The 13,833-nt window shown below is 57.2% G+C and carries 10 protein-coding genes and 1 pseudogene; 4 read left to right on the top strand and 7 right to left on the bottom strand.

Annotated elements, in window-relative coordinates:
• The 4 genes and pseudogenes from ACTG2S_RS12450 to pabB all read right to left on the bottom strand — a co-directional run bounded on the left by ACTG2S_RS12450 (position 1) and on the right by pabB (position 4,797).
• Positions 1–1,161 (bottom strand): annotated as a pseudogene (locus tag ACTG2S_RS12450) (IS3 family transposase).
• Positions 1,162–1,389: 228 nt separating this feature from the next.
• Positions 1,390–2,688, bottom strand: coding sequence for a serine/threonine transporter (locus ACTG2S_RS12445; RefSeq protein WP_274161857.1), 1,299 nt, complete (start codon positions 2,686–2,688; stop codon positions 1,390–1,392).
• Positions 2,689–2,904: 216 nt separating this feature from the next.
• Positions 2,905–3,471 carry a CoA pyrophosphatase gene (locus ACTG2S_RS12440; protein WP_139437513.1) on the bottom strand — a complete coding sequence of 189 codons (567 nt, stop codon included), beginning with the start codon at positions 3,469–3,471 and terminating at the stop codon, positions 2,905–2,907.
• A gap of 42 nt (positions 3,472–3,513) precedes the next feature.
• Positions 3,514–4,797: an aminodeoxychorismate synthase component I gene (pabB, locus tag ACTG2S_RS12435; protein WP_274161856.1), complete on the bottom strand. Its 1,284-nt coding sequence runs from the start codon at positions 4,795–4,797 to the stop codon at positions 3,514–3,516.
• Positions 4,798–5,091: 294 nt separating this feature from the next.
• On the opposite strand from pabB, the gene ACTG2S_RS12430 reads away from it, so the two are divergent.
• Positions 5,092–6,618, top strand: coding sequence for a fumarate hydratase (locus tag ACTG2S_RS12430; RefSeq protein WP_005351759.1), 1,527 nt, complete (start codon positions 5,092–5,094; stop codon positions 6,616–6,618).
• A 204-nt stretch (positions 6,619–6,822) separates the two neighbouring features.
• On the opposite strand, the gene ACTG2S_RS12425 is transcribed toward ACTG2S_RS12430, so the two are convergent.
• Complete coding sequence (locus ACTG2S_RS12425; RefSeq protein ID WP_005333203.1) at positions 6,823–7,401, bottom strand: PhnA domain-containing protein; 579 nt, start codon at positions 7,399–7,401, stop codon at positions 6,823–6,825.
• A 183-nt stretch (positions 7,402–7,584) separates the two neighbouring features.
• Here ACTG2S_RS12425 and ACTG2S_RS12420 point away from each other — a divergent pair, with 183 nt between their 5' ends.
• The 3 genes from ACTG2S_RS12420 to ACTG2S_RS12410 all read left to right on the top strand — a co-directional run bounded on the left by ACTG2S_RS12420 (position 7,585) and on the right by ACTG2S_RS12410 (position 11,781).
• Positions 7,585–8,805 carry a methyltransferase gene (locus ACTG2S_RS12420; protein WP_274161855.1) on the top strand — a complete coding sequence of 407 codons (1,221 nt, stop codon included), beginning with the start codon at positions 7,585–7,587 and terminating at the stop codon, positions 8,803–8,805.
• Positions 8,806–9,112: 307 nt separating this feature from the next.
• Positions 9,113–10,576 (top strand): chitinase, encoded by a 1,464-nt coding sequence (locus tag ACTG2S_RS12415; protein WP_439982587.1) that lies wholly within the window; start codon positions 9,113–9,115, stop codon positions 10,574–10,576.
• A gap of 596 nt (positions 10,577–11,172) precedes the next feature.
• Positions 11,173–11,781, top strand: coding sequence for a histidine phosphatase family protein (locus ACTG2S_RS12410; protein WP_274161854.1), 609 nt, complete (start codon positions 11,173–11,175; stop codon positions 11,779–11,781).
• A 129-nt stretch (positions 11,782–11,910) separates the two neighbouring features.
• Here ACTG2S_RS12410 and ACTG2S_RS12405 read toward each other — a convergent pair whose 3' ends face one another.
• Positions 11,911–13,206, bottom strand: coding sequence for a sensor domain-containing diguanylate cyclase (locus tag ACTG2S_RS12405; protein ID WP_013723774.1), 1,296 nt, complete (start codon positions 13,204–13,206; stop codon positions 11,911–11,913).
• A gap of 57 nt (positions 13,207–13,263) precedes the next feature.
• Complete coding sequence (gene smrB, locus ACTG2S_RS12400; RefSeq protein WP_005333198.1) at positions 13,264–13,788, bottom strand: endonuclease SmrB; 525 nt, start codon at positions 13,786–13,788, stop codon at positions 13,264–13,266.
• Positions 13,789–13,833 lie beyond the last annotated feature (45 nt).

Below are 13,833 nucleotides of genomic sequence, written 5' to 3'. Positions count from 1 at the left end.
TCAACTAAATCCGGACACTTGGTTAGGCCGAGTCTCGGCTTTTGCTGGCGGTATCCCGTCATTGTGGTGATGTGGACGCCGCCAGTTGTAGTAATCCATCAGGTAGTAACTGATATCCCGCTTTGCCTGCCGCAAGCTCATATATCCCATAGCCGGGAGCCACTCTGACTTCAGGCTTCTGAACAACCGTTCCATCGGGGCGTTCCCAGCAGTTGCCACGCCGACTCATGCTCTGGGTCATGCGATAGCGCCACAGTCGTTGCCGAAATGCCCTACTGCCATATTGGCTGCCCTGGTCGGAGTGAAACAACACACCAGAGGGGCAACCCCGCTGCTGATAGGCCATCTCCAATGCTTTGATGGCCAGTGCTGCATCAGGCTTGTCAGACATCGCCCAGCCCAAGACCCGCCTGGTATGAAGGTCGAGCACTGCGGCCAGATAATGCCAACAACCTCCGACCCAGACGTAGGTAATATCACCACACCACACCTGATTGGGTTGCGGAACATCAAATTCACGGACCAGCAGATTGGGAATATCCGGTCGTTCAGACTGTGCCACCTTATAGCGGTGTGCGCCCGGCTGTTTGGATACCAGCCCGGCCTCCTTCATCAGGTTACGTACTTTGAATCGACCAATCTGATACCCCAACTCCCGCATCATCGACATCAAGGCACGGCTGCCAGCCGAATCCCTGCTCTCTTTGAACAAACGGCGCAACTCAGAGCGCTGTTGCATGCGCTCACGGTTAATCGTCCGCCTGCGAGCCAGATAATCGTAAAAACAGGAAGTGGGAACATCGAAGGCGCAGCAGACCAGGGTGATGGGGGCTTGCTCTCTTAATTGGTCTATCAGCGCGTACGTGTGAACTCGTCCGCCATCAAGAGAGCAGTAGCCTTTTTTAGAATGTCCTTCTCACGTTCGAGCCGGTTGATGCGGGCTTCCAGCTCCTGAATTTTTTGCTGCTCCGGAGTCAGTGCTTTTCCGATTGGGGTTGTACCAGTTCGTTCGGATTGCAGTTGCTGAACCCAGCGGCGCAGTACGGTTTCACCGACATCCAGTGAACGGCTGGCTTCAGGGACAGAATATTCTTGGTCGAGCACCAGGGATGCGGCTTCGAGTTTGAATTCGGCAGTAAATGAGCGACGTAATCTTGTCATTGAACACCTCAGGTCATGGTGGCGTGTACCACCTAAAATGGTGTCCGGGATGATTAGACCACTACAGTCAGCTTAAAAGTCAGCGAGTAATCGCGCTGTGTCCGTTTCACACCTTGTCCCATCGGGTTCTCCATTTATTGTGTAAACCATATTCAGGACGGGACAGCAGAGATAAAAAAGCCAGCCGAGTGTTCGGCTGGCTTTTTGCTATCAGTGGCAGGTGGGGGATTAACCGACCAGCTGATAGAGGATGGCGGAGATGGCGATCATCCCCATCACAGCGACAAATACGTTGCTGATATGGCCCTGATACTTCGCCATGGCCGGTACGCGCTTGATGGCGTACATCGGCATGATGAACAGGATGGTAGCGATGATCGGGCCGCCCAAGGATTCAATCATGCCCAGGATGGAGGGGTTGGCAATGGCAGTGCCCCACAGGGTCAGGATGAAGAAGGCGATGATGAACATCTCGACTTTCTTGGCGTTCGGCTCTTTGCCTGACTTGCGCATGTTCTGCACGATCATCCCTTTCAGACCTTCACGGGCACCCAGATAGTGGCCGAAGAAGGAGGAGACGATGGCCACGAACGCAACCAGCGGACCGAAGTAGGAGATGATGGGGCTGGCATGCTGGTTCGCCAGATAGGAGAGCACGGCGATGTTCTGGGCCTTGGCTTCTGCCAGCTGGGCCGGTGTCAGGCTCATGACGCAGGAGAAGACGAAGAACATCACGAAGCCCAGCAGCACCATGGCGGTACGCTTGAGGATGGCATCGGCTTTCTCGACAGCCTGCTCACCGTGGTCGCGGCGCTGGGCCAGAGAGAAGCTGGAGATAGCCGGGCTGTGGTTGAAGGAGAAGACCAGTACCGGGATGGTCAGCCACAGGGTAGTGGCGAAATCCTTGGCAGAGGGCACTTGCTCCAGCGCCGCGCCGGTCCAGTCCGGGATCAGGTAGAGGGAGATACCGGCCAGAATGGCGATCAGCGGATAAACCAGCAGCTCGGTCACTTTCAGCATCAGCTTTTCACCGGCCAGCATCACCGACATCATGCCCATGATCAGCACGATGGAGAGGATCCAGCGCGGCGGGGCACTCATCTGCAGCTGGTTGACCATGAAGCTTTCGACGGTGTTGGTGATACCCACGCCGTAGATCAGCACGATGGGGTAGATGGCGAAGAAGTAGAGCAGGGTGATTAATTTACCAGCACCCACGCCAAAGTGTTCTTCCACCACTTCGGTGATGTCTGCGTTTGGCTTTTTGGAGGAGAGGACGAAGCGGGCCAGACCACGGTGTGCCAGATAGGTCATGGGACCTACCAGCAGCGCCATGACGACCAGCGGCCAGAAACCGCCCATACCCGCGTTGATCGGCAGGAACAGGATCCCCGCGCCAACCGCGGTCCCGAACAGACTGATGACCCAGGTAGAGTCGCGTTTTTCCCAACGAGTGGTTTGAGTAGAGCGGATCCCTTGCTCTGTTGACGCCGCAACTCCCTGCGTGCCAGTGACTGTGTTTGACATCTATCTCACCCCGAATGTGTGGTTCTTATTAAGTCGGCGCAAGGATACGGTTTTTCTAATCAAAAATGTTGATCAAATTCATCTTTACGGCACGAAAAACCGCACTTTCTTATGGAAATGTGATCAAAACAAGAAAAATTCAATTATTGTTTATCAATTGGCACGTTATTTTAGTGTTAATGATTAAATCTCGCTCAGCCAAATGTAGGTAAATTGTTATTTTGCGAGATGCTGGGCTAGCTGGTTGATCATGCTGGCGGTAGCCCCCCAGATAAAGTGCTGTTGCCAGGGGATCCAGTAGATGGTGTGTGCTTTCCCCCCTCTGGAAAGGGTCAGGGGGATGTGGTTGCGTCGATCCAGCAGATGGGTCAGCGGCACTTCGAAGGCGTGATCCACCTCATCCGGACTCAGGATGAGGGGATAGTTGCCATCGAGCAGCCCCAGCACCGGCAGTACCTCGAATCGTGACACCGTATTGAGCGGGTTGAGGGTGCCGATCACCTCGATCAGCCGGGCCGGAATGCCGAGCTCCTCTTCGGTCTCCCGCAGTGCCGTGGCAATCAGGTTTTCGTCGCCGGGATCCTGTCGCCCGCCGGGGAAGCTGATCTGTCCCCCATGATGGCGCAGCCGGGGGCTGCGCCGGGTCAATAACACGCTGAGCCCCTCATCGCGCATCACCACCGGGATCAACACCGCCGCCGGACTGAGCCCGCCGATGGCGAGGCGATGTGCCGGGGCGGGTTGCTGCAACTGGAAGCGGGTCAGCAGTTCGTGGCGATCCATGGCGGGGAGCTCTCCTGTGTGTTGCCTTGACGGTGGGGAGGGTTACAGCGCCGACAGCGGCGGCAGGATGCGGGCGACCTTGTCATAGGTCTCCTGATATTCGCTGTCGGCGTCGGAGTCGGCGATGATGCCGCCACCGGCCCAGCAGTGCAGGCGACCCGCTTCGGCGATCAAAGTGCGAATGCAGATGCTGGTGTCCATCCGGCCATGCTGGCTGAGATAGCCGATGCTGCCGCAATAGGCATTGCGGCGCTGGGGCTCCAGCTCTTCGATGATCTCCATGGCGCGGATCTTGGGGGCGCCGGTGATGGAGCCACCCGGGAAACAGGCGCGCAGCAGATCGACTCCTTGCCAGCGTGCATCCAGCTCACCATGGATGGTGGAGACCAGATGATGTACCGCCGGAAACGACTCCACCGCAAAGAGATGAGGCACGCTGACCGAGCCAGGCCGGCTGACCCGACCGATGTCGTTGCGCAGCAGATCAACGATCATCAGATTCTCTGATCTGTCCTTGTCCGCCTGCGCCAGCTCCAGCGCGACTTGCCGATCGATGGCCGGATCAGGGTGGCGCGGACGAGTGCCTTTGATGGGTTTGGTTTCGATATTGCGGCCATCAAGCAGCAGGAACCGCTCGGGGGAGAGGCTCAGCAGCGCGCTCTCCGGCAGGCGGATAAAGGCTGAGAAGGGTGCCTTGTTGGCGGTTGCCAGCAGGCAATAGGCCTGCCACTCATCCCCCTGATAGGGGGCGCTGAAACGCTGGGTCAGGTTGATCTGGTAGCAATCTCCCGCTGCGAGATATTCCTGAATACGGGCAAATTTCTCGCCATACTCGGCGCGGCTCATATTGCTCCGCCACGACCCCTGCAAGGCAAAAGCAGGGGCCGGTTTGGCCTGCTGCTGTTCAAGCCAGGCCAGCCGGTTGGCAAGGCCTGCTTCATTCCCCCAGTGCACCAGCTGCCAGTCGCCGGTCGCCACACTGCGCAGCAGCGCCCAGTCGTAGATGCCCACTGCCATGTCCGGTACCGCGATATCGGCGGCGGCCTGCACTGGCAGTCGCTCGAAGCGACGGCCCAGATCATAGCCAAACAGGCCGAGGGCGCCGCCAATAAAGGGCAGGTGAGTGGCGCACAGATCCAGCTCCCCCAGCAGCTGTTGCTGGGTATGGGCCAGCAGGGCGAGGGGATCTTCGTGGTGTTTGCTGATATTCGCCCCGACACGCAGAGTGGTCACCTCACCGCGGGTTTCGAGGGTCGCCAGCGGATCGGCGCTGATGATATCAAAGCCGTTGTCGGCGCCGAGTGGCCCCGCCGATTCCAGCAACATGGCCCACGGCTGATGTTGCAGGCGGGCAAAAAGCTGATGGAGTTCAGCACTATGGTCTAGATGATGGATATGAAGTGTTGGCGTCATTTTATGTTACACAGGCAACAGTTTGGTTCCCGAACCCTAGTCGGTGCTGGTGGGCAAGCGTATCATAGGTGTCGGTGACTTAAGAAAAAACTGCCGTGTCGTTCGTTTTTTGCTGGTTGATAGTTTTTAGCCAGCACGTCAGCACGGCCCATCATATGGAAGCCCTTGCCCTGCTCCGTGGCAGAGACAAGGACCAGTGAGGATGATATGAGCATTATAAAAAAACAGGATTTCATCGATTCTATCGCAGATGCCCTCCAGTACATCTCCTATTACCACCCGTTGGATTTTGTTCAGGCTGCCAAAGCGGCGTATGACCGTGAGGCCAACCCGGCCGCCAAAGATGCGCTTGCCCAGATCCTCATCAACTCCCGCATGTCCGCCGAAGGTCATCGTCCGCTCTGCCAGGACACCGGCATCGTGACCTGTTTCGTCAAAATTGGCATGCAAGTCCAGTGGGACAGCGACATGACAGTGCAGGAGATGGTGGACGAAGGGACCCGTCGTGCCTACACCAATCCTGACAACCCGCTGCGCGCCTCCGTGCTGGCCGATCCGGCCGGCAGTCGCAAAAACACCAAAGACAACGCCCCTGCCGTGGTGCATATAGACATGATCCCCGGCAACAAGGTGGAAGTGAGCATCGCGGCCAAAGGCGGCGGCTCCGAGAACAAATCCAAGATGGTGATGCTCAACCCCTCTGACGATATCGTCGAGTGGGTGCTGAAAACCGTGCCGACCATGGGCGCAGGCTGGTGCCCGCCCGGCATGCTGGGCATCGGCATCGGCGGTACCGCCGAGAAAGCGGCGGTGCTGGCCAAAGAGGCTCTGATGGAGCACATCGACATTCAGGAGCTGATCGCCCGTGGCCCGCAAACTACCGAAGAGAAGCTGCGGGTCGAGCTCTACGACAAGGTCAACAAGCTGGGGATCGGTGCCCAGGGGTTGGGCGGCCTCACTACCGTGCTGGATGTGAAGGTCAAATCTGCGCCGACTCACGCCGCTTCCAAGCCGGTGGTGATGATCCCCAACTGCGCCGCCACCCGCCACGTTCACTTCGAGCTGGATGGTTCAGGCCCCGCCGAACTGACTCCGCCGAAACTGAGTGACTGGCCGGAGATCACCCGTGAAGCGGGTGGCAACGTGCGCCGCGTCAACGTCGATGGCATCACCAAGGCCGAGCTGGCCAGCTGGAAGAGCGGTGATACCGTGCTGCTCTCCGGCAAGATCCTGACCGGTCGCGACGCCGCCCACAAGCGTATCGCCGACATGCTGAAAAATGGCGAAGGGCTGCCTGAAGGGGTCGATTTCACCAACCGCTTCATCTACTACGTTGGCCCGGTCGATGCGGTGCGTGACGAAGTAGTTGGCCCGGCAGGCCCCACCACCTCCACCCGGATGGACAAGTTCACCGACATGATGCTGGGTGAAACTGGCCTTATCGGCATGATCGGCAAATCCGAGCGGGGCCCGAAAACCGTCGAGAGTATCAAGCAGCACAAGGCTGTCTATCTGATGGCCGTTGGTGGCGCCGCCTATCTGGTGGCCAAGGCGATCAAGAAGGCGCGCGTGGTAGCTTTTGCCGATCTCGGTATGGAAGCGATCTACGAGTTTGAAGTGGAAGATATGCCGGTGACCGTTGCGGTCGATTCCGAAGGTAACAATATCCACGAAACCGGCCCGGCCTACTGGTCTGCCAAGATTGCCGAGCTGGACGGCAAACTCTCCTCCTGAGTGACCGTTTCCGCTGCCGGTTAACGGCATCGGCCATGTAAACAAGGCGCGTTCATTCGGATGCGCCTTGTTGCTTTGGCTGGCTTGTTATGGACTCAGGTTGGCCGTTTGCGGCAAGCGGGTATAAAAAAGGATGGCGTGACGCCATCCTTTTTCCGTTGTGCTTGTGCTCTGGCTGCAGACAGCAGAGCAATCGCCCTTGGCTTAGGCCTTTTTCAGGTAGGCAGCAACCAGTACGATCTGCACGCCGTTGACCTTGCCTTCGATATGGAGCGGGTTGTTGGTCAGACGGATGCCCTTGACCAGGGTGCCGCGCTTGGCGGTAAAACCGGCGCCTTTCACGTCCAGATCCTTGATCAGGGTGACGGAGTCGCCCTCTTGCAGCACGGCGCCGTTGGAGTCAACGGTTGGTACGCTGTCATCATCTTCGTCAGCAATACCAGCTTCGGCCCAGGCCTTGGCTTCGTCTTCCATGTACATCATGTCCAGCAGATCCTGAGCCCACACTTCACCCTTGCCGGAGAGCGCTTTCAGCTGGCGCCATGCCATCACCTGCACCGCAGGCACCTGGCTCCACATGCTGTCACTCAGGCAACGCCAGTGGTTGACCACCAGGGTATCCGGTTGTTCCAGCTGACCACGGCAGGTGTCACAGATAGCAACGCTGTGATCATCGTCGCTGGCGGGGGAGTGAGGCACCACGAAGGCGGTCAGCGCCTGCTCGGCGCTGCACAGTTCACACTTGGCGCCCGCGCGCGCTTGCAGAATGGCGTTGATGGTCATGTTGTTGGTCCCATAGCTAGTGTAAAGCGTCCCGCGTTGGGCGGGGCGCGTGAAAGAGGGGGCGGAATATAGCATAAAACCCCGCACTTTGTCAGGTCTGCCCTGGGTCGCAGGGTCGGCGGTGCTGTTGCGCGGCGCTGATCGTCAGGTATTGAGAGTGCAATTTGAAGCGGGATCGCTAGAATGAGCCTCCTTTTTGACTGCAAGGCAGGGGCATTCGTGCTGGCTCAACGTTTTCAACAACTGGATCGACTGCTCACCCGCTACCGACGCTGGTGGCAATATCAGCCATATCATCATTTGACCATGGCCTTTGCCGATGAGGCGCCCGAACTGGCGGCGTTGCTCAATGGGTTGACGCTGACCCGGTTGGCGGAGCTCGATGCGGATATGGATGCACTCAGCACGCTGCTTGCCCCCTGGATTGCCGAGGGGACCGAACTGCAGCAACTCAGTCAGCTTGTCCCGTTTACCCCTGAGCCCATCACTTGCAGCAAGGAGATGGCGCTGCATATGCCGGGGCGTAAGCAGGCCCAGATCGAGTCGTTCACCGCCTGTTTGCCGGCCCATCAGGGCCCCTATCTGGAGTGGTGTGCTGGCAAGGGACATCTTGGGCGGCTGGTGTCACTTCATCGACAGGCTCCGATCCTCAGTCTGGAGTTGCAAGGGCAGCTTTGTGACGATGGTCGGTTGCTGGCCGAGCGGGATGGCGCCAATATGACCTTTACCTGCGCAGATGCCTTTGCACCCGAATCGGCGGCGCTGATCGCCCCCGAACATCACGCTATGGCACTCCATGCGTGTGGCGAGCTTCACACCCATCTGCTGGAGCGGGTGGCCGAGCGCAGTGCCAGCGGCGTGACCATCTCTCCCTGTTGTTACCACCTGATCCGTACCAGCCACTATCGCCCGCTGTCAGCCGCGGCCAGCGCCAGCGAGCTGGTGTTGAGCAAGGCGGATCTCAAGTTGCCGCTACAGGAGACGGTGACTGGCGGTGCGCGGATCGCCCGCCTGCGCGAGCAGGAAGTGGTGTGGCGGCTCGGGTTTGACTGCCTGCAGCGTCAGGTGCGCGGTGTGGATGAGTATCTGCCGGTGCCCAATATGCAAAAGAGCCTGCTGACCGGCACGTTTGAGGCATTCTGCGTTTGGGCTGCTGAACGCAAAGGGATTGTGCTGCCCGCCGGGCTGGACTACCCCGCCTGGTTGGAACACGGGGAGCGCCGCTTTGGTGATGTCGCCCGCATGGAGCTGGTGCGCCACCTGTTTCGCCGTCCCCTCGAGATCTGGCTGGCGCTGGATCGCGCGCTCTTTTTGCAAGAGCAGGGCTATCGGGTCGAAGTGGGGGAGTTCTGTGCCAAACCCATGACCCCGCGCAATATCCTGATCCGTGCCGTGCGTGCCTGACATCCGGCTATTTTGAGCATTTTTCTTGAACATTGATGATGGCTGACAGGTTGAGCCTGTCAGCCATTTTTTTCATCACGAACAATGACCGTATGGCATGCCACCCGGCCGTCTCAACTGTTCTAAAAATGGGCGAAAGATCACGCTGTGACGTTTTCGTTTGGGTTCTTTTTCTTTGTTTCAGCTGCACTGAATATCACAAGGTGAAATGGCTCACAAATTCTGCTTATTTCTTAATTCTCATCGTGAATTTAGTTGTTGAAACACCTACTCTTGGAACGCATTAATTCAAACAAGGACGATAAACATGTTCAAACCCAAGCGTTGTGCCTGGCTAATCGCTGCCGCCTGCGCATTGCCAAGCTATGCCGCAATGAGTGCAGCCATGAATATTCAACCCGATCCGCAAAATGCTGGAGGATATGTGATTGCGGCCCCGGATCTGGCCGCCGTGGAAAAAGTCAAGACGGCTAATCCCATGTATGCAATATGGGCCAAGGCATTGGCCACCCGGTCCAATAAAATCGTTGATGCCATTGAACCGGGTCTGGCAAGCAATCCTGACAACGTAAAACGGGTTGAACGGGTATTTCCCCAATCTGAATGGGAATATTTAACCCAGATGGCAGCGCCGGAATATACTTATGTCCGCTTCTTGCGAGCCATCGGTAAATTCCCTGCGTTCTGTGGCGAATATACCGACGGTCGCGACTCTGATGCGATCTGTAAAAAATCCATTGTGACGGCCTTTGCGCACTTCTCTCAGGAGACGGGGGGCCATATTGCCAAGGAGAACGTCTCTGATAACCCGCTGGGGCTAGAGGAGTGGCAACAGGCGCTGGTGCATGTGCGGGAGATGGGCTGGTCAGAGGGACAGACCGGCTATACCACCGGCTGTGGCCAGAACGACTGGCAGAACAAGAAGTGGCCTTGCAGCACGGGTCAGGGGTACTTCGGCCGCGGCGCCAAGCAGCTCTCCTACCACTTCAACTACGGTGCCTTCTCCGAGGCGATGTTTGATGGCGATGCCTCCGTGCTGCTCAACAACCCGGGGCTGGTGGCGGACTCCTGGCTCAACCTCGCTTCTGCCATCTGGTTCTTCCTCACCCCGCAGGCCCCGAAACCGGCCATGTTGCACGTGATTGATCGTACCTGGGTACCCTCCAAATGGGAAGCTGACGCTGGTATCGGCTATGGTTTTGGCACCACCATCAACGTCATCAACGGCGGCATCGAGTGTGGCGAGCAGAACAAGGACAAGGGGCAGCCGGTCAATCGTATCCGCTACTGGGAAGGGCTGGCCAACCACTACCAGATCCCGCTCAAGGCGGATGAGAAGAACACCTGCTGGCAGCAGACTCCCTATGGCAGCCTCAATCTTAACGGCGCTACCGACGTGCTCTACACCAACTGGGATGGCAACTGGAAGTACTATCCGGATCGCCCAGGCGGTTACTCCTTCGAGTGCGATCTGGTGGGCTTTCAGACCGCTTATTCTGCGCTGGTGCCGGGTGACTACGAGAAGTGCGTGACCAACTTCTACGGCTCCCACGCCAACTGGCCGAAAGTGCGGATCGTCGCCAAGCTCGATCCCGCCCCGGTCGATCCGGTTGACCCGCCGGTTGATGGTCAGCCTGCCTGGGATGCCAGCAAGGTCTATACCGCTGGCAGCAAGGTGAGCTACAAGGGCGCCGTCTATCAGGCCAAATGGTGGACGCAAGGGGATGATCCCGCCAAAGGTGGCCCCTGGGCGTTGGTGACGACCCAATAAAGAGACAGTCCATCCATTGATTGATAAGGAGAGGGGGCTTGGCCCCCTTGTAATATATTTTTGCGTTGGGAGGATATGTGGCAGAGATTAAAAATAGATCCATCTCTCTGGAGGGATATCTGTATTTTTTTGGTCAACTTTTATTTCCCGCTTAAAGTGATGTAAACGGCCCATATCAAATTTATTGATAGCTGGATTTAATGTTTTAACCTTGCAGCTCAGTAATATTAAAAAGCATTGAGTGATGTTTTGCTAAACGATGGGTTCGAAGAGAACACCCATGACGCCATCTTTGTCGTATGTATGATGAGGGTGTTTATTCTTCCCATCTATCAACTCATGGTATCACCCAGCTCGCTATTTATTTCATAGAGTGAGAAATGAACATGTTGGATGTAAAAGTCATATGTATCTATTTGTTTACGGATGAGTGTGCGTAGTTCAGCAGATTATTTTCACTGGGAGCAAGGTAATCTTGCTCGATTTAAAATAATTGTTGAGGTGCGCAGATGAATGGGGATTGTCGTCTCGTTATCCGAATGGGAAGTCGCATGCGGTTTAATCACTAAGCAGATAGCAGGAAAGAGGAGTGCACCATGGAACTGGTGGTGATCCGCCATGGCGAGACGCAGGCCAATGCGGAAGGGCGTTATCAGGGCGCGCTGGATATCGGGCTCAATGACGATGGCGTGCGTCAGATATCCCGGCTGGCTGAGAAGGTGGCTGTGGAACAGCCGCCGTTCGATCGGCTGCTGGCGTCCCCGCTGCTGCGAACAAGGGAGAGTGCTGCCATCTTGTCTCGTCAGTTGGGATTGCCTGTGGAGCTTGTGCCTGCTTTTCGTGAGCGTGATGTCGGCCTGTTTGAAGGACTGACGCAGGTAGAGGCAAGAACACGCTATCCCGAGCTGTGGGCGCGCAATATCACCCGGCGCTGGGCTGAATCTCCTCCCGGTGGTGAAACTATTGATGAGGTGATTGCCCGGGTCTCGCAGGGACTAACGGCACTGGCTTCGACCATGCAAGGGGTACGGATACTGCTGGTGGCGCACGGTGTGGTCGCCAAGGTGATCCGCGCCGTAACGATTGCCGGATTTGATGACTTCTTCGAGTGGCAATTGCCCAACGGCGGCATGCTGTCGGTGAGGCTCTCTCTGGCTGATGGTGGCCCACTGCGCTTTAGCCGTCCCCTTGATGGTTGTGATTGAAAAGCGCACTAAAAGCAGAACGAAAAAAGCGCTACCGAAGAGAGTAGCGCTGCTTTTTGTGTTCGCTGCGGTTGGTTATCTCTGCAGGCACAGGTTAGTAGTGTCACCAGAGGGCAGGGGCGTGCGCCATCAGGTCGGCTCCGGTTCCTCTTTGCGGCAGCAGTTGCGCCCCTGTTTCTTGGCCAGATAGAGGGCGGTGTCGGCTCGTCTAACCATCTTCTCTACAGTGTCATGGCTACCCTTGCTGGCACTGATCCCGATACTGATGGTGAGGGAGATCTCAAGAGCCCCCTCCAGTGCATGGTGCTGGGATTCGATGGCTAGCCTGATCCGCTCGGCGCTGGCCCAGGCGAGCTCGAGGGAGGTTTCCGGTAGCAGTACGATAAACTCTTCGCCACCCCAACGACCCAGCATGTCCACCTCCCGCAGCTGTTTGCTGATCCGTTTCACCAGACTCAGGATCGCCAGATCTCCCTGTTGATGGCCAAAGGTATCGTTGACTTCCTTGAAGTGGTCGATATCGATCAGCAGCAGGCTCATGGTGTGGCCAAAACGCTGGCAGCGCTGCATCTCGGCGTTGACCAGCTCGTTGAAGCGGCGCCGGTTGGCAATGCCGGTGAGGGGATCCGTGGTGGCGGCGACCTTCAACTCCTCCACCAGTCGGGCTCGCTCCGAGATATCCCGCAAGATGGCGGTCATCTCGGTGGTCGGGCCCAGATTGATCTTGGCGATGGTCACCTCCAGCGGAAATTCGCTGCCGTCTCGGCGCAGACCCATCACCGAGGCGCGGGCATGCATCGGGCGCGAATTGATGGGGGAGCTGCTGAAGGCTTTGAAATAGGTTTCGTGATTGGCACGAAAACGCTGTGGCAGCAGGGTTTCCAGCCGTTTGCCGAGATAACTTTCGTCGATGCCGAACATTTCGCAGGCGGCGGTATTGATAAGCTCGATGCGTGACTCGCTGCTGACACTGATGATGCCGTCATAGGCGGAGTTGACCACTGCCTCGAAGCGGCGGCGACTGGTGGTAAGCGCCTCTTCCAGCTGCATCCTGGCGGTGATGTCGATGGCGGTCACGATGATCCGGTTGATCCGTGCCTGCTCGGGGATGATTGGGGAGAGAATAAAGCGCCACCAACTGGTACGTGACAGGCTGTCGATAGGCAGCTCGCTCTCGAGCCCGGTCTGCATGCGCACACATTCGTGCATTGGCGGCTCGATGGTATTGGTGATGTAGCGGGGAAACATCTCGCTCAGCTGTTTGCCAATGCTGCCAAGGACATCCAGCTCGAACGCCTTGGCAAAGGTATCGTTGGCAGAGACCAGCACAAAGTGATCATCCTTGTCGAGGCTGAACACCGCCACGGCAGCGCCGATGGCGTCGAGAGATGACTTTATGTCGGCATGGGAACCCTGTGTAAACATGCGACCTCCACGGCGAATAACATATTGATATTCAGTATAGTGTGGTCGTTTGGCTAACTACTCTTCGATATCCAGCAACACCAGAATGGCGCTGTCGCCGCCCCATTCGCGGGGGGCCTGATGGAAGGCGCGCACATTGGGGTGCTGGGCCAGCCAACTGGGAATGCGCTGTTTGAGAATATGTTTACCGATGCCGTGCATCACCGAGGCGACGTGAATGTTCTCTTTCTGGCAGAGGGTGAGCAGGGCGGCCAGCTCCTGTTTTGCCTGCTGCTGATTCATGCCGTGCAGATCCAGGTAGATTTCCGGCGGATAAATGCCCCGCTTGAGCTTTTTCAGCTCAAATTTTGACACATCTTCCCGCACGTAACGGGTCGGCCCATCATCGTCGAGATGGGGCTGATACTCATCGCTGAAATAGTGGTCAACCCCAAGCTTTTCGCGGGTTTCGCGCAATTCGCGTTTCTGCTTGACCGGGCGTAACTCGGCCCTTATGGTATCTTGCTTGATTTTCCGGGTACCTTTTATCGCATCGCGGAACAGCAGGGTTTCCTCGTCTGTCGGTGAGGGCGTTTTTTTCATCAGATGCTCATGTATTAGGTATGCGTCTTGCCCGCAACGTAAACG

Source organism: Aeromonas sp. 82P (assembly GCF_051919365.1).
GTDB lineage: Bacteria > Pseudomonadota > Gammaproteobacteria > Enterobacterales > Aeromonadaceae > Aeromonas > Aeromonas veronii.
The sequence above is the reverse complement of the archived record's forward strand: the minus strand, read 5'-3'. Positions and strand labels throughout refer to the sequence as shown.

Coding starts and splice junctions, on each gene's coding strand:
- ACTG2S_RS12405 (WP_013723774.1), bottom strand. CDS start 13,206: ATGTTTACACAGGGTTCCCATGCCGACATAAAGTCATCTCTCGACGCC.
- ACTG2S_RS12430 (WP_005351759.1), top strand. CDS start 5,092: ATGAGCATTATAAAAAAACAGGATTTCATCGATTCTATCGCAGATGCC.
- pabB (WP_274161856.1), bottom strand. CDS start 4,797: ATGTTGCTGGAATCGGCGGGGCCACTCGGCGCCGACAACGGCTTTGAT.
- ACTG2S_RS12410 (WP_274161854.1), top strand. CDS start 11,173: ATGGAACTGGTGGTGATCCGCCATGGCGAGACGCAGGCCAATGCGGAA.
- ACTG2S_RS12440 (WP_139437513.1), bottom strand. CDS start 3,471: ATGGATCGCCACGAACTGCTGACCCGCTTCCAGTTGCAGCAACCCGCC.
- ACTG2S_RS12425 (WP_005333203.1), bottom strand. CDS start 7,401: ATGACCATCAACGCCATTCTGCAAGCGCGCGCGGGCGCCAAGTGTGAA.
- ACTG2S_RS12420 (WP_274161855.1), top strand. CDS start 7,585: ATGAGCCTCCTTTTTGACTGCAAGGCAGGGGCATTCGTGCTGGCTCAA.
- ACTG2S_RS12445 (WP_274161857.1), bottom strand. CDS start 2,688: ATGTCAAACACAGTCACTGGCACGCAGGGAGTTGCGGCGTCAACAGAG.
- smrB (WP_005333198.1), bottom strand. CDS start 13,788: ATGAAAAAAACGCCCTCACCGACAGACGAGGAAACCCTGCTGTTCCGC.
- ACTG2S_RS12415 (WP_439982587.1), top strand. CDS start 9,113: ATGTTCAAACCCAAGCGTTGTGCCTGGCTAATCGCTGCCGCCTGCGCA.